We start from the raw sequence: 20,822 nt of genomic DNA, 5'->3' as shown, positions 1-20,822 counted from the left end.
GTCATCTCCTCTTCATCTGCGCACGAACAGCCCCTGCGCAATCATTCGACTATCAGCCCGTCGACGTGGAACGACCCCACGAATACGTCGACGCGCTCCCCGGCCTTGATCAGACCGCCCTTGTTCGAGAACACCATCCAGTACTCCTGACCGGTTTCCAGCGGACCGCTCTGGCGCAGCGCGCCGACCTTGTCCATCACCGGGATTTCGAGCAACGCATGGCTCGTGCGCCCGAACATCACGGCAGTCGCGGTCTTTTCGCCGAGCGGCCGCGCGGCCGCCGGGTCCGTCACGCGATAGCTGAAGCGGATCAGGTTGCCCGACGCCGTGCGGCGCACGCTCAGGTGGTCGATGCCCTGCATCAGCTCGTAGTAGCCCTTCGCGCGCTGCGGCAGGCTCGCTGGCGAGTACGGCGACTGCTTCGCCGCCGCGCTCGCACCGGCCTCGCCCGCCGCGGGCTGAAGTAAGGCCGCGGCGAGGCAGACACTGCCGGCCATCAGCACTGCCCGCGGCGACCGGTGGCAACGCTGGCTCATGGCAACGCTCCCAGTGTCTTCAGACCCGCCGGCGTAATGATTGCGGGCGGCGTGCCCACCGGCAGCGCGGGCTGGCCCTGATTGCCCTGATTGCCTTGATTGCCCTGGTTGCCCTGGTTGCCCTGTGCGCCTCCGGCGCCGGGCAGCCCACCGCTGTTCGCGGCGCTCGGCAAGATCCCCTGCAGCAATCCGAGCAGCGTCGCCGGATTGTTGACCCCAAGCGCAAGCGGGTACGGCTGCGAGGCGAACACGCCAGGCCTCACGAACTCGACTGCGCCGATGTCGTAGCCACCCAGCTGTGGCCGCGGCGTGCCGAAGATGTCGCGATTCGGCGCACCCGCCGCCGTGGCATGGTTGACCGCCGGCGAGGTCCCCGGGATCGTGTAGTTGCCGAGCAGCGTGTTGAGTTGCGCGCCCGTGCTCGCCTCGTTGAACAGCGACAGTGGACCGTACGACATGTTGATCCAGTTGTTGCCCTCGTCCGGCGTCGCCGACGGCAGCAGGCTGAACAACGGATTCGGCAGCACCGTGTCCGCAATGCCCGGGGGCACCGCGATGCCGATGCCACCCGCCTCCGGCGGCACGCGCGCACCGTTGCAGTACTGATGCACGACGCCCGGATTCGATCCGCTGTTGTTCGCGTTCGGATAGTCGCCGGCGTCGGTCAGGATCGAGTACCGCGGGCTCATCGTCAGACCGGACCCATGGTTGGCGGCTCCGGTGTCGCCGAATGCGCCGATGTCCCAGTAGACCGCCTTCGGATCGCAATAGCCCGTGGTGTGCCCGGCCTGATTCAGCGACGGATTCAGCGTGACCACGTTCTGCAGCCCCGCGATGCCCGGATCCAGTCCTCCCACTGTGATGTAGAACGTGCGGTTCTGCCAGAACAGGTCATTCGTCAGCACCGGGTTCGAGAACGTCGTGCAGTTCGGGTTGCCTGCCGGACACGTCACGCTCGGGACGGTGAATGCCGCCACCAGGTTCTGCGTATGCCGCGCGGTCTCGAGCCCGGCCGGCTCGTACTGCGACGTCGTGGTCGGCTGGCACGTCGTTTCCGAACCTGAATTCGTGCAGTTCGGCGGCCCGACGTTGGCCTGGCTCGCGGCGGCTGTGTTGAACAGCACGCCGGCCGTCGCTGTCGTGTCGTTGGAGATGACCGTGTTGTTGATGAAGCTCACGGCCACCGCATCCTGCAGCGACACGCCACCGCCAGCCCAGCCCGCCACGTTGTTCGCAATGATGTTGTTGGTGACCTTCACGCGGTACCACCCGGAGCTGTTGTTCGGACTCCGTTGCACGTCGGTGCCATTGACGTTCTGCAGACGCAGGCCACCGCCCTTGCCGCTTTCCGCCGTGTTGCCGACGATCAGGTTGCCGTCGATCGTGATGCCCGGGCCCGCGCCATCCGAAAGCTGCGGCGCGCAGTCGACGTCCGTGGTCGAGTTCTCGCAGAAGGTGCCGTCGGGCGGCACACCCTGAACGATCAGCCCGCCGCCGTATGTCGGCAGCGTCGGGTTGTTGCTCTGGTTGAACAGGATCCAGTTGTGCGACAGGTCGCCGTTGTAGCTGAAGCCGAAGTGCGCGACTCCGCCGCCATCACCGCTGCTGATGTTGCCGCATACCCAGTTGTAGTTGAACTTGTAGTAGTCGGCGCCCGAGCAGAACGTCACCCCTCCGGCCGAAGACGGTGTGGTCGAATTGATTTCGTCGCCATACGAAGCGTTCGACGTGACCTGGTTGTTGTGCACGTTCACGTGGACGTTGTACTGGAACGCCAGTTGGGTCACGTTATCCGCCGCGATGTTGCCGTCGGGTACTTCGACCTGGCCGACGATGATCCCGCCCGTGAGCGTTCCCGCGTTGGAGAAGACGCGGTTGTTCGATACCTCCGTGTAGTGGTTCCAGCCATGCAGGTAGATACCGCCGCCGCCTTGCGAGCTGTTCGTGAACGACATGCCGTCGATGCGTGACGGGTTGCACAGGAAGTTGCTCGGATAGGTAGTGCAGTCCGCGGCGCTGTTGGTGAGCGGCGTGCAGATACCGTTCGCCACGCAGTTCTGGTCCTGTGTCAACACACCGCCCACGAGCACGTCCTTCACGCCCTTGCCGAGCACGGTAATTGCCGCGCCTTCGTACGCGCCCATCAGCGTCGGCTCGATCAGCGTCTCCGCGAGGTTGCCGTTGAGGTTGAAATCCCAGCCGGAAGTCGGCTCGAACGGGATCCCGTCGATCTTGCGCTGCATCGAAGCGAGGCAACTGTACCCGCCGGTCGGATCGTACGGATTGCTCGCCGAGATCAGCCCGCCGTTCAGCGCGTCGCCGAACAGGCACCCTACCTGCCTGCGCCACGGGTCGAGCTTGCCCGACGGATGCGGGTTGGCGTCGACCGTCACGGACGTGGCACCCACGCCTTGCAGCCGCACCGGCTTCCACATGAGCAGCATCTCCTTGTAGGTGCCCGGACCGACGACGATCATGTCGCCTGCGGTGGCATGGTCGATCGCCGTCTGGATCGCATTGCCCGCCGTGTTCTCGCCACCCACGTAGGTGGGCGCCTTGCCGCCGACGGTAACGGTGACCGCGTCGATCGAGCGCTTGCCGCTGGCTGCGGTGACGACGAGCTGGCCGCACTGGGTCGGCGTCGCCACCCCGCGCTGCTGCATCGTGCAGGCCGCATCGGCGCCGAACAGAGGCGGCACGACCACCGTGATCTTCGCATCGCTCCACGCCGTCACCAGCGCAGGGATGCCCGCGATCGTCACGACACCGCGTTGCTGTCCGAAACCGTAGTTGCGCGTGATGAACTTCTGGTTGAACGGCGCGGCGGTGGCACTCGGACCCGTGTACGCGTGGTTCGGCACCCGCTGCGTGCCGACCGAGGTGATCGTCAGCGTCTTCAAGGGTCCACTGACCCACGGGCCTGCGCCGCCGTTGCTGCCTGCGGACGTATTGCCGGCAATCGCGTCGCCCGTCACCGAGGCAATGCCCGGCGTGCCATCCGGATAGGCGCAGTCGACCTGGTTATACCCGTCTGCGAAGGCCGAGACGGGCACGACCGGCGTGTCCATGTACTGCGTCTGTCCGGGCATGAACGGAATCTCATAGCAGAACTGGCTGTATGCCGGGTTGAAGAGTGGGTCCTTGATGGTTTGGCCGGAATGCGCCGGGTCGGGCATGTACGGGTCGTTCATGCAGGCAACCATCATCGTCGGCGCATAGCCCGTCGGATTCGGCGGATTCACTTGCCAGGTCGAATAGGTCAGCCCGTTGAAGATGCCCCACTGGTCCGAATAGGTGCGCGAAATTTCGTTGCCCGCGAAGTCCTTGAACGACACCGGCACGTTTGGCACGGCGAACTTCTCGCCGAACTGCGGCGAATACGGGTCGAACTCTGACGAGAAGTCGTCCAGCATGAAGCCGGTGTAGTGCGCGGCAACGTGCGTCGAGCTAAAGATCCAGAACTTCGCCAGCACCGCGCTCTGGTCGGTGAGTTCCACCTCCTTGCGGTCGCACAGATTCCTCGAAGCCCCCGCGAACGGCGAGACTTCCTGCGAACCCGGGAACAGGCTGATGTAGTCCGGCACGATCCGCAGTTCGCCAACACACGGCCAGAAGCGTTCGACGGAGCCGGTGTCGCCTTCGGCGTGCGGGGTCGATCCGAGATTCGAGGTCATGTTCTGCGCGTTGTTCCGGTTGTAAGTGGAGTTCATCGCGGCCTGGTCGGGCAGGATGTAGATGTCGCCGATGCCGCCGAACTGCTGCGTGACCGGCGCAATGTAGTTATCGCCGATCAGGATGTTCTTGTCCTCCTCCTTCACCAGTTCGTAGCCCGGCGGCACGATGATCTCGACCACGTACTTGCCGGGTGGCAGCATCTGCGTGCCGTCCTTCGTGGGATTCGCCTGGCAGATCGTGCAATTGGTGCCGGTCGGCAGGCCGCTATGCGGATCGCGGCCCGTCACGCTCGGGAACTGGTACATCCCGTCGAACGGCGCGGGCTGCACCTGGTTGAACACGTGCATGCCGTCATAGCACTTGAACTGCGAATTATTGGGCAGCGCACGCTGCTGCGGGTCGAGCCAGTTTTTGGTGTTCTGCAGCGTGAAGAAGTACGGATCGCTGGTGCTCTGGCCCGGACAGTTCATGTTCGGCACGCCGTCCGAACGGAAGCCCTGGGACCAGTCGTCCCAGCTCGCGGTCTTCGTCGTGTCGACGAGCTTCAGGCTCGTGGAGCCGTCAGCCGCGGTGCCTTCCTGGTACAGGTTCACCGTGACGTTCGGCACGTCGGGCGTCCACTTCGTGTGAATCAGCAACGTGGGATCGTCGAACGGGCGCGTGGAGGCATAGACGACTTCGCCGTGGATGCCGCCATTCTCGTTCGCCGCGTACTGCGTCTTGCCGAACTCGATGAACGAGCTCTGACCCGAGAAGCCTTGCCAGCCCATCGTGGTCACCCACGGCGGATCGACCCGGCCGGTCGAAGGATTCGAGCCCGAGCGGTCGTTGCAGTCCGCGTCGTTGCAGTACGCCGCGCCCGGCACCCGCAGGTTCGTGGGCAGATGGATCGCTTCCTTCGTGTTGGCGAAGTTCGCGGCAATGGTCGACGTCCCGCCGCCCGGCGTGCCGTCGGGCGGACCGCCCGCGTCATAGACGACGTGCACGCCCGTCTGCTTGAAGCGAGTCTGGTCGGTATCGACGACGTACCAGTTGAACAGCGGGAACTCTTCGTTGAACGACGCATAGCCGCTTCCGTCCGTGACATTGAAATCCGAATAGCTGCCGTCACGGAAGCGAATGTTGGTCGACAATAGCGCGAGACCTGGCTTGCTCGAATCCCCCACGCCGTTGCCGTTCGTGTCGAGGAACGTCCGCGTATAGAGATTCGTCTGCCACTGAAGCACCGCGATATCTCCGGCGTCCGTTGTCGCGCCGCCTCCGAGCGTCACGGCCGATGCGAGCCCGTCGACGATCTGGTCGTTCCACTGGTCGAACACCGTGATGCGGGTAATGCCGGCGGGCAGGCCCGTGAAGCTGAACGTGCCGTCCGCGTTGCACTTGGTGAACGCGTAGTCTTCGCCGTCCGGGTCGCCCACGCTCACGTAGCATTGCGTGAAGCTCAACGGCTTGCGCGACTGGCTGCCATACAGGTGCTCGTCAGGCGGGCGGCTGTAGTGCAGGTTCGTCACCCGGCCCTTGAGTCCGTTGTTGCAGCTCGAGGTGGCGCACAGCAAAGGCAGCCGCGCGTTGACGATCTTCGGGTTCGCAAAGCCAATTGAGACGTGGAAGCCCGCGGGTCCGAACTCCTGAAAGTAAGCAGGGCCGCCGATCTTGATGAACGAGTCGTGGGCCTTCTGTCCGTCTAGCGTGTTCGTCTGCAGCCACTCCTCGCCGCGCGCGATCCGGTCAGCCGCCGGGGTCGCGATAATGCCGTACCTCCCTGGCATCAGGTTGGCGACGATCGCCTGGCCGACGAGCGGCGACAGCGTCTTGCCGTCCGACTCGTATTTCGGGCAGGTCGGGATCATGCCGACAAGGCCGTCCGGGTTCGTCGAAATCGGGCACGCATTGAGATTGGTGACCGGATCGATCGTGCCCGCCAGCGAATTGGACAGCGGCATGTTGAACATGTCATAGGTCATCTGTCCGGTCGGGCTGCCGCTGCCGCCGGCGTCGTCCCACAGCTTGATCTCGAAGCCGCCTAGACCCGGCTCACGGGCCGAGCCGAACGTGTCGGTGCCGCCGCTCACGTCCACTTCGCCGTTCAGCGGCGCGTCGTCCTCGAATACGAACACGGAAACCTTCGCTGTCGGGAATGGCGACTCCTCCAGCAACACGTTGACCGAGGTCTGTCCGGGGGCGAGCGGCGCGCCGCCCATGCCGTTGCCGCACTTGCCCGTGCCCGGCGCGAAGTTCGCGACGGTCGGACAGTCTTTGGAAATATCGAACTGCCGCTGTGGGCCTGAGGGATTGGACGGGTCGACCGGCTGCGGAGCGCCACCGCCGTTCGTGAACGAGTTGTAGGCATTGCCCGGCAAAATCGAAATGTAATAGCGCTTCTTCGGATCGAGCGCCACCTGCGACGGATCCACCGGCACCTGTTGCGCAGCCGTGGTCCGGCACACGCCGTTGCCGATGTCGCACACAGCCGGCTTGTGGGTCTGGCTGACCGGATCGTAGACCGTCTGCCCCGCTTCGCACGCGGCGACGCCGACACAGCCCGCCGCCACCACGGGCATGTAGCTCGTGTGGAAGTTGGCGCCGAGACTCGGCACCGGCAGCGGCGGACACGTCGCCGGACGCGTGGGCGAGTTCACCTGGCAGGCAGGATCGATCTGGAACGTCCGGTCTTCCTCGATGATCCAACGATAGTCGCTGATCTTCACCGGCGTCTTGCCCGGTTGCGTGCTGGGCGCGTCCAGCACGTTGACGACGAGTCCGCTGCCGCCCTTGAACGTCACCGTCACGGTCGCCGTGTTGCTCGCCGTGTTCTGCGCATTCACCGCCTGATACCGGAACGTCACGTTGGCGGACGCCGCGCTGCCCGTTGGCGCCGTCGCCGGGCTCGCCGTGAACGAGCCGTCCGGGTTCAGCGTGACGGAGCCGCCCGTCGGGGTGCCGACCAGCGTCGCGGTGAGCTGCAGGCCATTCGGATCGCTGGCGTACGTGAGCACGCCGGGCTCGGCGATCTGCAGCCGCGAAGCGATGTTGCTCGTATAGGCGGCATTGCCGGCCGTGGGCGGTCCCGACTGGCACCCGTTGCCCGTCGTGCACGCAGTGAGCGTCACCGTCGCCGCGGCGTTCGGATTGCCGTTCGCCTGGTACACAAAGCTGTCAGCCGTCGTGCCTTGATTCGGTGTGTACACGAACGTGCCGTCCGGGTTCAGCGTGAGGGAGCCACCAGTCGGTGGCGTCTTCATCTGCACGCCGTAGACGTTGGCGTCCTTCGCCGCCACGCCTCTCGCCGGGTCGGACACGGTCAGCGTCTTGCCGGGTACGAAGAAATACGTGGAGCCGGTGACCGATGCGTTCGCCACCGCGGCAGCGGACGCCGCGGTAGCGTTGTTCACGCTGATGTAACCCTGCATGCCGCCGTCACGCGCGTTGTTCGTCGACAAGCTCAGTTCGCGATCGAACACCGGCAGCGCGGAAGCGCCTGCGGCCGGCAGGTTGACCAGTGCGTCGTACGTCTTGCCGGCCGCCATGAACACTTCCGACTGAATCCGCGGATTGCCGGGCATCACATTGCCGTCCTCGGCGATCAACGCGAAGCCGGAGACCGGGGTGGTGCCGGTTTTCGCGCCGACCACGGCCGGCACGTGCATGCGCAAACCCGCGTTGACGAAGCGAAGCATCACCGGCCCGGTGGTCGCGGCGCTCGTCGCGGCGAAGGTCGAAGCGCCCGGATTGGTGCGGTCGAACGAGACGCCGTTGACCAGGTAGTAACGCGGATCGTAGTTCACTGTGGGCGGATAGCAGGTGCCGAACGAGGTCGACTTCGAATCGCCGCAGCCGCCCGGCTGCCCTGACCAGGCCAGGGTTTCGCTAAAGCCCGGGGTCGCGACCGCGGCGGCGACCGCGGTGTTCTGCACCGGATCGATTTCGCTTAGCACGAGCGGCACGTCGCTGTCGTAGCTGATGCCCGGATACGCCTGCGCGGGCGTCGTGCCGTTCGCCGCCGTTCTGACCACCAGGACGCCATAAAGCCCCATCGGCCCCTGGATCGATGGATGTGTGCTCGACTCGATCAGGTAGGTGCCGGGGTTGAGGTTGCTCCACGTGAGCGCGGTGGTGCTCCCGTGCGCCACTTCGGTCGCGAACGACTGCACGCGGGGCGCTTGCAGAGGCGGCGTAAAAGTCGCGCCGCCGGGCGCAGCCGCGGCGGTTGGCCATGTGGTCGCGGTCTGGGTGGGGTGCGTCGGGCTCGGCGTGCTCGTTGCCGTCGTGCCCAGACCGCCGCCCAGCTGCCCGACGATCACAAGCGAGGTCGGCACGGCGCCCGGCAGGCTGTTGGTGAGATTGATCGTGAGCTGCCCGGGCGGCACCGTGATCACCACGGGCGACCAGTTCGTTCCCGCCCCGGGGTTCGCGGCCGCACACGCGGCGGGCGCAACGGCCGCCGACGAGCAGGTGTAACCCCACATCGGCACAGCCTGTCCGTCCGGCATCACGGCAGTGGTGGCCTTCGCGGTCAGGTTGACGGTCGCCTGGGCGAATGCCATCCCGCTCGCGGTCAGCAACGCGGAAGCCGCAATCGATGCCTTAAGCATACCTAACAGATTTGCCTTGAGTGTGGTGGATCTCATCGCCGTTCTCCCCGCCTCTAATTCGATTCGTCGATCAGGAACGCCTGTGGATCAACGAGCATCATCATCATCATTCCGCCAGGGAAGATGTTGTTCGTGGTGATCTCGCGCTCGTTGTGCGAGTGCCACATGAATGCAAATCCGGCTTCCGTTTGCGGTGGATTCACCACCGTGCCGCTTGGCGGCGTCGTGCCTGTGGGCGAGGTCGCTCGTATGGTCGCATCGGGGCCGAGATACGGGCTGCCGCCATACCAGAAGCCGTTGGTCAGCACGTGCGAGTCCGGCAACGTCACGGGGCCGCCGCTACCCACCTTGCCGAACGGATGCGTTTCGAGCGCCTTGTTGTGATCCGCGCACCACTCGTAATAGTTCGGTGCGGTCGGATCCTGCGTGTAGTAGCCATTTGCATCCGGGATGCAGACGCTGCCGTCGCCGGGGTAATGCCCGTACACGTCCCAGTTCAGCCCCTTGCCCGTCCAGTAGAAGATCCCGTCCATCGCAAGGCCCGGTGTCGTCGTGGTCGTGAACAGCAGCGGGCCGGCTACCTTGGTCGCGTCCGTCTTTGCGAGCAGCATGTTGCCGTCGCGCGCGAGCACACGCACGTGATTGCCGTGCTCGTGGAACGGATGCTGCCAGCGGCCCGTGCCGATGATCCGCAGCAGCACCAGCTCGCCGGGGTGCATGTGCGGGTTGCCGTTGTACGGCTGATTCGGATACTGCGCCGCGTAGTTCGGGTCCATGTCGTCCGGCATCGAGCGTCCGTTCACCATGAAGTACGCCGGGTGATAGGGCTCCGTCTCGACGGTCATGCAGCCAGTCGGATTCGTGCACGCGTTGCTGGCCTGCTGCTCCGCCTGTGCATGAATGCGCGGATCCATTTCGGAGAACTGGAACAGATACTCGCGGTCGTAGCACGCCGCGCTGTGGTTGTAGGCCGCGGCGGCGTTGCGGAAGTCGGGCTGGCCATCAAGCAGCTTGCGCGTTCCGCCGATCGGGTTACAGCCGGTCGGCACGGCGACCGTGCCGGGCGACGACGTCGGCAACACGATGATCGCGCCAAACATCCCCATCTCGATCTGCAGATCGCCCTGCGTGCCGCTGTAGTAGGCGTGCGTCCCGGGCGTGGCGGCGATGAAGCTGTAGGTGACCGTGACGGTATGGGACGCCTCGCGCGTGAGCAGCCCCTGCACGCCCGTTGGCGCGCCGGAGCAGAGCTTCGTCGTCGGATCGATGGTCCCCATGCAGACGTCGAACCCGGGAAAGAGAATCGACGTATTACCCGCCGCCGCCGGCAGATTGTTGGTGAGCGTCACCGTGACGATGTCGCCCTGGTTGACGATCAGCGTCGGGCCGGGAATCTGCATGCTCGGGCAATTCGCACCGGCAATGTTGGGCGGCGAAAATCCGGCCGGCGCCGTATTGCAGCCGTAGCCCCACGAGTAGACGCTATTGCCATCCGGCTGGCTGATGCGGCTCGCCTCGGCGCGCAGATCGAAATGCGTGCCCGTGATGCCAGGTGCGGCCGCATGCACCGGCATGTAGAAGAGCGCCGCGAGCGCCGCCACGCCGAACCGTGCAAGCCGTCCGAGGCGCGCGAGGGTCGCGATCCCTATGCGGTAAGTGATGTGTCCCACGGCTCTTCTCCTAAGTGCAGGACTTCCTGGCCGAGTCCATGGCAGGGCAGCCGTGAACCGTTTTTAGCGAGTGCAAGAGGCGTTTCATAGCGCGCAGACCTTCGTCTTGGGGTCCACCGACCTGCAGATGTGCACCTCGGTCATCAGGCCTCCGAAGTTTTCCTGATCGTTCGCCAGATGATCCAGATTCGGCGTGTACAGGTAGAAGACCTGCCCTGACTGATATTTCGTCGTGTCGCTGGCGTCGAGGATCAGGTCGAGCGACTCCCCGCCGCCGAGCGTGATCGAGTTCGTGAAGTAGGTCATGTCGTTGCCGGCCATGTCGCGCAGCAGCCGCGCATTGATCGCAACCACGTGCATCGGAATGCCGAGCGAGGCGAGCGTCTGATATTCGGTGACGTCGAGATCGGAGATGCGCAGCAGCACCTTGCCGCCGACGGGAATGTTGATCAGGGACGGCAGCGGTTGCGAGAAGCGCGGCACGCCGTCCGACGCGGGCGTCGAAAGCGGATTCGGATTGACGGTGTCCGGATAGCTGCGGCCATTCAGCATGAAGAACTTGTCTTTCATGTCGGTGAACGGTTCCGGATTGAAGGTCATGCCGACGAAGTGGAAGTTCGGATCGAAGCCATGGATCTGCACCGGGTACTCGACGTCGTAGGCGGTCGAGCCGTCGCCGTCGTTGTAGGCGTAGAGCGTGGGCGTCCCGCTCAAATTGTTCACATGCAGCACGCCGTTCTGCGGCGGCAGCGGTGTCGTGCACAGAATGTCGGTGCCGCACCGCGTGCGCAGATCCTGTTGCTGCAGCACCAGCGACTGGTACAGCGACTTGCCTGCGGGCACGCGGTTCTGACGCGGACGCACGAAGATCTGGCCGACCATGCCCATCTGCAGGTGCTCCGGCGGCGTGATGTGGCAGTGCCAGAAGTAGGTGCCCGCATCCGGCGCGAGGTAGTAGTAGGTAAAGCTCGCGCCGATGTTGATCGCGACCGACGCGTCCGGCACGCCGTCATAGAACGACGAGGCATTCGGATAGCCGTGGAAGTGCACCGTATGCTTCTCGAACAGGTCGGGGCGCATGATCATGCCGACGTTCGTGAGCGTGAGGAAGAACTCGTCGTCCTCGTCGATCGCCATCGTCGGCGCAGGCTCGTTGCCGTTCATAACGCCGACGTCCATGATCGGCCGCGGGTCGACATGGCCCGTGAGCTGGCCAGGCGGCGTCGATTCCGGATCGGGCGTGAGACCGACCGCGCCGTTATACGTCGGATCGGTTCTGGGATCGCCAACGGTGTTGAACACCGAGGCGAACTCTGTGCCGGGCAGGCCCGCCTTGATGTCGGCGAGACCGGACAGCGGCCCGAACGCGAACAGATAGGTCTGCACACCATTGGCCATCGTCGCGTAACCGTCGCCCCCCGAGATCTGCTGGCACTTGATGGCGCCGTTGACGACACCTGTCGATGCCGAGGTCTGGCCCGTGGAGGACGGTCCCGTATACGGCGGTTCGCCGGCGCCCGCCGGCAGCGCCGTCGGATGGGACGGCGTGGTACTCGGGCATTGAACCATGAACGACTGGGAAAATGAGGGGATCGCAAACATCATGCATAGCAGGGCTGCCACGCAATTGCGACACATGCGGATGCTGAACATATGACCTCCGTCCTTGGGGTCAACCAGCGCGTCAGGCGCTGAACGTCACGCTCAACTGCGATTGCGGGCTGATGCGATCGCCACACTGACCCGTATGTGGATTTTGGATATGGGCAGCGTGGCCTGCGATGGGTCACCTCCCTACACTTGCAGTAGGGCAAACCCATCGCGATGCGCGGTCGTGGTCCTGACGGGCGATGGAGTGTGTCCTGGCCAACACAAGCGACGCGTCATGAAGCGATTCCGGTGTGGAAGTGGAACGCTGGCGCAGCGCCATTTCTTTCATTTGTATTTCATATCGCCATGACTCGTCGAATCAATCTGAGGATTGAAACGTCGTTCTTATGTGCCCTTTGGCATATAGCAGCGAACTTTCCGATGGGTACAATCCCGCGTATTCACGTCATGCGCGCAAACTTGGCGTACTTAGCGGCGGGAGTGGGACATGGATTTTCTGGTAAAGAGAGCAGTGGTGAACCTCGTCGAACGGAAAGATCACGCTCTTGAACTCGTCGAGCTGGAAAGCGCGAAGCGGACGTACTACCCCACCATGTCGATGTGGTTGAAGCTGGAACAGCTTCAGGTGGCGCAGCAACTCGTCGAGCCGCTGGACCAGGACCGGCAGCCGGTCCTGTCCACGTCGCTCCACGGCGTGGCGCATCTCGACGGCCAGGAGCTTTCGATCATTGGCGTTCCCCAGCAAGCGACGCGCATGCTTCAGGTGAGCTTCGAAGCCCGCGACGTCAGCACGGCCGACCGGCTTGGCCTGCGCGCACTGGAAGACGAACTGGGCAATTCGATGTCCGATGTGGCGCTCGGCACCGCCCGGCTCGGCTTCAATCCCGCCGATGACGAGACCGGAGAGCCCGATCAGTGGTGGCTCGCCTGCCACATTCCCCCCGCCTGCCTGCAGATGCTGGCGAAGGCAATCTCGGACGGCCAGCTTGGCGCGGTAGAGCTGGGGCTGGCAATGCGGCGCCTCTACACCTCCGAAGACCCCGCGGCTGAGCCCGCACGCCAGCCCCGGCTCTTTCTCCGTCCCACTGAAAGCGACGACACGATCGAATGGCCGAACATAGCGACTGGCTATGTCACCCATCTGCGGATCGACTTTGCTACGGCTTCATTGCGTGGCTCGGCGGCGAGCGGCGACCCGGAGAGAGCGGCGAAGGTCGTCGCGGAAGCCGTGAGCTCGCTGGGACCGACGCTCCTCAACCTCAGGCTGACGGTAAGGTGGATCGGCATCCTCATTGCAGTGCTGCTCTTCCTCGAAGTTCTCGAGCGGCTGCAGATCTGAACCGGCGCCTGTCCGGGGCTCGCAAACGCAAAGTCGGGCGCAGTTCGGGCGCAAAGGCGCGGCTCGCACTCGCCGCCCCGCCCCAGCCTTTCCCCGCGGGAAAGCACGCTTCACCCTTCCTCAATTTTCGCGCTCGCGAAAATCTCCCACACTTGCCATCACGCCTGTTCCGTACCGTTCGTACGGAGTTGCGCCCCGACCGCGGCTCGTGACGCGGTATCGAAAATACTGGAGACAGCATGAACAGCCATCCCCTCGACCTCGGCGGCAGCGCGCCGGGCGAAGCGCCACGCCGCCCGCTCGCTGCGGAAGCCCCGTTTCAAAGCCCCCAAGGCGTCACGCTCAGCAGCTTCATGGACGACATGCCCGTGGGCGCGCTGCACCGCTTCGTGGTGTGGGTGATCGGCATTGGCCTCTTCTTCGACATGTACGAGATCTTCCTCGTCAGTTCGATCGGCTCCGCGCTGCAGAACGAATACGGACTCGATGCGCACAGCCTCGCGTTCAAGCTCCTGCTCGCCTCGGCCTTCGTCGGCATGTTCTTCGGCTCGCTGTTCCTCGGCAGTCTCGCCGACCGCATCGGCCGGCGGCGCGCCTTCCTGTTCACGCTCGTGTGGTACAGCGCTTTCTCGCTGCTCGCCGCATTCTCCGTGAACGCCACCATGCTCGTGGTCTGCCGCTTTCTGACCGGCGTGGGCGTCGGCGCAATCTATCCCGTGGCCGATAGCTTCCTTTCGGAAATCCTCCCGAAGGAAAAACGCGGCAGGATGGCCGCATGGGCCTATACCACCTCGTATGTCGCGGTGCCGCTGGTCGGCTTCCTCGCGGTTTGGCTCAACCCGATCCATCCTGCCGGCATTGCGGGATGGCGCATCATTCTCGCCATCGGCAGCCTCGGCGCCCTGTTCGTGCTGGCCGTGCAGCATCGCCTGCCGGAAAGCCCGCGCTGGCTGCTGGCGCAAGGCCGCGCCGACGAAGCCTATGCGATGCTGGGCCGCTTTGCGCAAAGCGCCGGCGCGCCGATGCCGAAGCGCTTCGCCGAACCGCAAACGCGCCAGCACCCGCTGCGTCTCTCCGAGCGCATTGCCGTACTGCGGCGCGCGCCCTATGACAAACGCTATATCATGCTCGTCGTGTTTCACCTGTTCCAGGCCTTCGGCTACTACGGCTTCGGCACGCTTGCGGGCGTCGTCGTGAAGAGCCGCGGCATCGACGTGACGGGCAGCACGCTGTTCGTCGCCCTTTCGTTTCTCGGCTACCCGATCGGCTCACTGCTCTCCGTGCCGCTGCTCAACTGGATCGAGCGCCGCACGCTCGTGATCGCCTCGCTCATCTCCATTGCGATTTTTGGCCTTGGCTTCGCGTACTCGGGACAGGCTGCACTGATCGTTTGCTTCGGCGTGCTGACGACCTGCGCGTCGAATGTGTTCAGCAACGCTTACCACGTGTACCAAGCCGAGATTTTCCCCGCCAGCGTGCGCTCGACGGCGATTGGCAGCACCTATTCGCTCTCGCGCATCATGAGCAGCGCCCTGCCGTTCATCCTGTTGCCGGTGCTCACGCAGCACGGCCCGATCGCGATGTTCGGCGTGATCTCCGTCGCGCTGGCCATCGTCGCCGTGACCCTGCGGGCGCTCGGGCCGCTCACCACGCGGCGCAGCCAGGACGACATCAATCCGGTCTGACCGGCCGATGCCTCGAGCGTCCCTCTATCACCGGGGCGGCTGCCGCGTCATGCGGGGCCGCCCCGATTTTCATTGCGCCGCGCGCGCCGACATGTAGTCGAACAGGCTCACGATGTCCGAGCTTGGCGCGCTATCCGCCTTCATACCGACCCAAAGCGTACGCGTAGCCCACGTGTCCGCCAGCTTGACCTTGACGACTCCGGCCTTGCCGCGCTCGTCGCTCACCGCGTCGCGCGGCAGCACGCCGATCCCCAGCCCCGCTTCGATCATGCGAAACACGCCGTCGAAGTTCGAGGCCTGGATGCGCAGCTTCAGCGATCGCTCGATGGCGAACGCCGCGTCCGTCATGCGCGCGAGCAGCGAACTGCCATCGCTCAGGCCCACGTAGTCTTCGTCGAGCGTATCCACGAAGCGGATCACGTCGAGTTGCGCAAAGCGATGACTGCGCGGCACGAGCAGCACGAGTTCGTCGCGGCGATAGAGCCGCCGCTCGATGCCGGGCGCGGGCACGTTGTCGGCGAACACCCCGAGATCGGCCTTGCCTGCGCCGAGCGCCTCGACGATTTCGTGGCTCAGCCGCTCTTCGAGACTGACCTTGATGCCCGGATGCTCATTCAGGAAGCAGGCGAGATCGACGGGCAGAAACTGCACGATCGCCGACGTATTCGCCCACATGCGCACGTGCCCGCGCACACCGGCGGCGTAGTCGCTCATTTCGGTGGCCATGCGGTTCACCTGATCGACCACGCGCGTGGCGTGCGCTAGCAGCGCATGCCCCGCGGGCGTGAGATCCACGCCGCGCGCGCGACGGATGAACAAGGCGCAGTCGGTCACGCTTTCGAGTTCGGCAATGCGCTTGCTGACGGCCGAAAGCGTGAGCTGCCCGTGCTCGGCGGCCTTGGTGAGGCTGCCGTGTTCCGCGACGAGCAGAAAGACCCGCAGCGACTGCAGATCGAAGTGAAGTGGATTGACCATGACGAATGGGGCAAAGCCGGCGCGAGAGACGATTGTCCTGCATCGCGGGCCTGGGAGGAAGTGCAGATGTGGGAATGGAGAGGCGGACGTGCTGCGATGCACGCCCGCGTGCGGGCCACGCGGGCCGGCGTGCTCGCCGCCCAACCGGCGCCCCCCGGCTCAACGGCGAAAACGGCGAAAACTGGCGAGAGGGATGAACCGCTCTAGATCGGCTCGGAAATTTCGATGAGATTCAGATCCGGGTCGCGCACATAGACGGAGCGAATCTTCTGCGTCGCGCCCGTGCGCTCGACCGGACCTTCGACGATCGGCCAGTTCATCTCTGCGAGGTGCGCGATCACCGCATCGAGCGGTACCGCGGCGATGAAGCACAGATCGAGGGCACCCGGCACCGGCACATGCGCCTTGGGCTCGAATTCTGCGCCGCGCACATGCAGATTGATCTTCTGGTTGCCGAAGCGAAACGCGAGCCGCCCCGCGCCGAAGGTCTCCAGTTGCATTTGCAACACTCCCGTATAGAAGTGCTTCGTGGCCTCGGGGTCCACGCAGGTCAGCACCAGATGGTCGAGGTGGTCGATCAACGCCATGCTTCGCTCCTTGTCATGAGTACGCGCGTTGTACGGGCATGCCCTGCGCCTGTTCCGGCACCGGATGCAGGTCGAGGCGGCGGCCGGCCTTGAGAATCTGGCTGGGCACGTCGTGGCCGATCAGGCCGGGCAACAGCGCGGCGGCATCGAGCACGGCGGCGAGATTGACGCCGGTGTCGTAGCCGTCGAGTTCGAGCATGTGCACGAGTTCTTCGGTGCACACGTTGCCGCTCGCGCCCGGCGCGTACGGACAGCCGCCAAGGCCGCCGAGCGAGGCGTCGAAGCGCACGATGCCCGCATCGAGCGCAGCAAGCGTGTTGGCAAGCGCCATGCCGCGCGTATTATGGAAGTGCAGCGTCAGTTCGAGCGCGCCGAACGCCTGCGCAGCGCTTTCGCACAACACGCGCACCTGCGCCGGATGCGCCATGCCGGTCGTATCGCAAAGCGTCACGCCCTGCACGCCGAGTTCGGCGAAACGCTGCATCCAGCCGAGCACGTCCTCCCCGGGTACGTCGCCTTCCATCGGGCAGCCCATTGCTGTGGAGAGCGAAACATTGATCGCCACGCCGGTGCCGCGCACCGCGTCGATTACGTCGCGCAACTGCGCGAACGACTGCTCGCGCGTCATGCGCAGGTTGGTGCGATTGTGGGTCTCGCTCACCGACATCACGAGATTCACTTCATTCACGTTGCACGACAGCGCGCGCTCCGCGCCGCGGACGTTCGGTACGAGCACCGTATAGACGACGCCCGGCACGCGCTTGATCCCATGCATCACCGCCTCGGCGTCGCGCAGTGCGGGAATCGCCTTGGGCGACGTGAACGAGGTCGCCTCGATCTTCGCGTAGCCGCAGGCGCTCAGGCGGTTGATCAGCGCGATCTTGTCGTCGGTGTCGATGAAGGCGGTTTCGTTCTGGAAGCCGTCGCGCGTCGCGACTTCGTTGAGATACAGCACCTTGCCCTTGAAGTTTGCTTGATTTCCGGTCGTCATCTTGCCGCTCTCCATTCAGATCACACCGCGCGCGCGCCATGCTTCGCGCGTTGCGGCGTCCACGCCTATCGATTCCAGCACCGTGTCGGTATGCTCGCCGAGCTTCGGCGCGCTGCGCTCGATCGTGCCGGGTGTCCCGCACAGCTTGGGCACCACGCCCGGCACCTGCACCGCCGTGCCGTCAGGCAAGGTATCGTCCACGATCATCTCGCGGGCGTGGTAATGCGGATCGGCCGCGATGTCCGCGACATCGTAGATGCGGCCCGCCGGAATGCGCGCTTCGTTGAGCGCTGCGAGCACCTGGTCGAGCGTGTGCCGTGCGGTCCATTCGCCGATCGCGGCGTCGATGCGCTCGACTTGCGCGACGCGTCCGTCGTTCTGCGCGAGCGCGGGATCGCTGCCCAGGTCCGGGCGGCCGATCAGCTCCATGAGGCGGCGATAGATGCTGTCGCCGTTGCCTGCGATCAGCGCGTACTTGCCGTCACTGCAACGGTAGGCGTTGCTGGGCGCGATGCCGGGCAGGCTGCTGCCCGCCGGCTGGCGCACGGCGCCGAACACCGAATACTCGGGCAGCAGGCTTTCCATCATGTTGAAGACCGACTCGTAGAGCGCGACGTCCACGACCTGGCCCTTGCCACCCTGCTGCTCGCGGTGCCGCAGCGCCAGCAGGATGCCGATCACGCCATGCAGCGCGGAGAGCGAATCGCCGATCGAGATGCCCACGCGCACCGGCGTGCGTTCCGGCTCACCGCTCAGGTGACGCAGGCCGCCCATCGCTTCGGCGACCACTCCGAAACCGGGCCGGTCGCGATACGGGCCCGTCTGCCCGTAGCCCGAAACGCGCAACATGATGAGGCCGGGATTGATCGCGCTGAGTTCGTCCCAGCCGAGGCCCCAGCCTTCGAGCGTGCCGGGGCGGAAATTTTCGATCAGCACGTCGGTTTCCGACACGAGACGGCGGATCACGTCTTGCCCCTCGGGCGTGCGCAGATCGAGCGTGATGGAGTCCTTGTTGCGCGACTGGGCGGCCCACCAGACCGACGTGCCGTCGTGCAGCAGGCGCCACTTGCGCAACGGATCGCCCACGCCAGGCGGCTCCACCTTGATGACGCTCGCGCCGAATTCGGCGAGCATGCGGCCAGCAAACGGACCCGCGATGAGCTGTCCGAGCTCCAGAACGCGGATTCCTTCGAGTGGTCGTGGCATGGCTGTGTCTCCTGTCGACCAGAGTTGGGGCAAAGCGCCTTACTCTGTTCCCATGAAAGGGGTTATTTCGGACTGTCTGCGACTGACTATGGGAGACATGATGAACCCGACCGCACCCTTTGATAATCGATGCTTGCTCAATCTGGCTTGAGCAAATGGAAAGGCTGCGCGAACGCCTTGCGCGCTCACGGGGTTCGCATCGGTTCGTCTCGTGCGCGGCGTCGCTGCGAATTTCCTCATCGGAAAGTCAGTTGGCGGATCGAGCAAACCAACCGGGCACACAGTGCGCGACAATGGATGTACTGCCCCTCTTTCGCTCAGGCCAAATACCATGCACGTCGTTTTTCTCGATCGCGCGACGCTCGCGCCCCAGACGCGGCTTCGTCCGCTAGCCTGGCCGCGTATCGCGATGCCGTGCGCGCAGGCCGCTGGCTCGAATCGGGACAGTTCTGCTTCTTTGATTTTCCGATCCGCAATCTCGCGGGATCGACGCTCGGCGTCATCGGCGACGGCGCATTGGGACAGGCCGTTGCGCAAATGGGACGCGCGCTGGGTCTGCGCGTGCTGTTCGCCGCGCGCAAGACGCGCAACGACGCGCAAGCGGGCTACGTGCCGCTCGAAACGCTGCTCGAAGCAAGCGACATCATCACGCTGCACTGTCCGCTCACCGTGGAAACGCACGATCTGATCGACGCCACGGCGTTCGCGCGCATGAAGCGGCGGCCCTTGCTGATCAATACGGCGCGTGGGGGACTCGTGAACGAAGCGGCGTTGGTGGACGCCCTGCAAAGCGGCGCGATCTCAGGCGCGGGCTTCGATGTCGTGACGCAGGAACCGCTGCCAGCCGGCCATCCGTTTCAGGCCATCGTCTCGCATCCGGCGTTCATCCTCACACCCCACGTTGCGTGGGCGAGCGATGAAGCCATGCAGGCGCTTGCGGATCAACTCATTGAAAATATTGCGGCGTTTTACGAAGGCAAGCCGCGCAATCTGGTCAGTGCGCGTTGAGCGCGAGGCGCGGCAACCGCAGCGGGGTTGCCTGCGCCTGAATCATCAGGCCATTTCCGGCTGCTTGGCTTGCCACCATTCGTCGACGGCCTGCTTCGCCGTTTGCTCGACGACGCTGAGCGCCATCAGCACATCGATCTTCAGCTTGGGAATGGCAAGCTCCACGCAAGGCAGCTTCGCTGTTTCCACTTGTGCGTCAACACCTTCCAAAACCGCGCGGCACAGCCATTGCGTGTCCGTCGCGTCTGCTTTCGCTTCGACAGTGACTCGAAAGCCACGATATTCGACTGCCATATACTCTCCGGAAACCTGACAAAACGTAATGCTCGCCCCGCCGGACGGCGGTGAGGGGGCGACTATATCACCACTTACGTTACGCTTCAGCGAGGTCTGCACGAAGTCACGAAGAAGTCGTGCAAGAACACCGCGCCCGCATTCACGCCCTGTTTTAAAGGGAGATTCCGCGGGCACAATGACAATCGGGTCAGTTCGGACTTCAGACTTTCAGCTCGCGAGCGTGGTCCGCATCGAAGCCTGCCGCATCGACCGCCAGCCGACGATCGCGAGCGAAACACCCGAGATCAAGGCCGCGAGCGAAACGTAATACGCGGGCGCGAGCGTATCGCCCGTTACGTGAATCAGCACTTCGGCGATCGTCGGCGCGAAGCCGCCAAAGAGCGTCACGCCAAGGCTGTACGCGATGGAAAGCCCCGCCGAGCGCACGTGCACCGGAAAGATCTCCGACATCAAAGCTGGCATCGGGCCCGAATAGGCCGCCTTGAAGATGCCCGCCGAGCCCTGCAGCACGAGCAGCCAGCCGAGCGTGGGGTGACGCTGCAACAGCGCGAACATGGGATAAGTGAGCGCCGCAAGCAGGATCGACGTGGTCAGCATGATGCGAATGCGCCCGATGCGGTCCGAGAGCGCGCCCATCACCGGCGAAAGCG

At 64.6% G+C, this 20,822-nt stretch carries 12 protein-coding genes and 1 pseudogene; 3 read left to right on the top strand and 10 right to left on the bottom strand.

Annotation, left to right across the window (positions count from 1 at the left end; translation table 11 throughout):
- Window positions 1–41 precede the first annotated feature (41 nt).
- The 4 genes from M3A49_RS08580 to M3A49_RS08565 all read right to left on the bottom strand — a co-directional run bounded on the left by M3A49_RS08580 (window position 42) and on the right by M3A49_RS08565 (window position 12,126).
- Window positions 42–536: a hypothetical protein gene (locus tag M3A49_RS08580; RefSeq protein WP_266228316.1), complete on the bottom strand. Its 495-nt coding sequence runs from the start codon at window positions 534–536 to the stop codon at window positions 42–44.
- Window positions 533–8,839, bottom strand: a complete 8,307-nt coding sequence (locus M3A49_RS08575) for an Ig-like domain-containing protein (protein WP_266228315.1) — start codon at window positions 8,837–8,839, stop codon at window positions 533–535. Before M3A49_RS08575 ends, M3A49_RS08580 begins: the two co-directional genes overlap by 4 nt.
- A gap of 17 nt (window positions 8,840–8,856) precedes the next feature.
- A complete protein-coding gene (locus M3A49_RS08570) occupies window positions 8,857–10,473 on the bottom strand; it encodes a multicopper oxidase domain-containing protein (protein ID WP_416338935.1) in 1,617 nt (538 codons plus the stop codon).
- Between the two features lie 84 nt (window positions 10,474–10,557).
- A complete protein-coding gene (locus tag M3A49_RS08565; RefSeq protein ID WP_266228314.1) occupies window positions 10,558–12,126 on the bottom strand; it encodes a multicopper oxidase family protein in 1,569 nt (522 codons plus the stop codon).
- A 445-nt stretch (window positions 12,127–12,571) separates the two neighbouring features.
- Between M3A49_RS08565 and M3A49_RS08560 the strand changes: the two genes are divergently transcribed.
- The gene (locus M3A49_RS08560) at window positions 12,572–13,423 is read left to right on the top strand and encodes a hypothetical protein (RefSeq protein ID WP_266228313.1); all 852 of its coding nucleotides are present in this window, start codon (window positions 12,572–12,574) and stop codon (window positions 13,421–13,423) included.
- Window positions 13,424–13,662: 239 nt separating this feature from the next.
- Window positions 13,663–15,108 carry an MFS transporter gene (locus M3A49_RS08555; protein WP_266228312.1) on the top strand — a complete coding sequence of 482 codons (1,446 nt, stop codon included), beginning with the start codon at window positions 13,663–13,665 and terminating at the stop codon, window positions 15,106–15,108.
- 69 nt (window positions 15,109–15,177) lie between these two features.
- Here the strand turns inward: M3A49_RS08555 and M3A49_RS08550 are convergent, their stop codons facing one another.
- The 4 genes from M3A49_RS08550 to M3A49_RS08535 form a co-directional block, all read right to left on the bottom strand.
- Window positions 15,178–16,083 (bottom strand): LysR family transcriptional regulator, encoded by a 906-nt coding sequence (locus M3A49_RS08550; protein WP_266228311.1) that lies wholly within the window; start codon window positions 16,081–16,083, stop codon window positions 15,178–15,180.
- Between the two features lie 203 nt (window positions 16,084–16,286).
- Entirely contained in the window at window positions 16,287–16,670 is a 384-nt protein-coding gene (locus tag M3A49_RS08545; protein WP_266228310.1) for a VOC family protein, read from the bottom strand.
- Between the two features lie 13 nt (window positions 16,671–16,683).
- Window positions 16,684–17,661 (bottom strand): hydroxymethylglutaryl-CoA lyase, encoded by a 978-nt coding sequence (locus M3A49_RS08540; protein ID WP_266228309.1) that lies wholly within the window; start codon window positions 17,659–17,661, stop codon window positions 16,684–16,686.
- Between the two features lie 15 nt (window positions 17,662–17,676).
- Window positions 17,677–18,867 (bottom strand): CaiB/BaiF CoA transferase family protein, encoded by a 1,191-nt coding sequence (locus M3A49_RS08535; RefSeq protein ID WP_266228308.1) that lies wholly within the window; start codon window positions 18,865–18,867, stop codon window positions 17,677–17,679.
- Between the two features lie 390 nt (window positions 18,868–19,257).
- Here M3A49_RS08535 and M3A49_RS08530 point away from each other — a divergent pair.
- Window positions 19,258–19,875: pseudogene (locus M3A49_RS08530) on the top strand (NAD(P)-dependent oxidoreductase); the annotation flags it as partial.
- A 45-nt stretch (window positions 19,876–19,920) separates the two neighbouring features.
- On the opposite strand, the gene M3A49_RS08525 reads toward M3A49_RS08530, so the two are convergent.
- Entirely contained in the window at window positions 19,921–20,169 is a 249-nt protein-coding gene (locus M3A49_RS08525) for a hypothetical protein (protein WP_028205099.1), read from the bottom strand.
- A 210-nt stretch (window positions 20,170–20,379) separates the two neighbouring features.
- Window positions 20,380–20,822 (bottom strand): MFS transporter (locus M3A49_RS08520; RefSeq protein WP_266228307.1); only part of this gene is annotated, 443 nt, incomplete at its 5' end.

It is taken from the genome of Paraburkholderia sp. CNPSo 3076, assembly GCF_026343935.1.
Lineage (GTDB): Bacteria > Pseudomonadota > Gammaproteobacteria > Burkholderiales > Burkholderiaceae > Paraburkholderia > Paraburkholderia nodosa.
The sequence above is the reverse complement of the archived record's forward strand: the minus strand, read 5'-3'. Positions and strand labels throughout refer to the sequence as shown.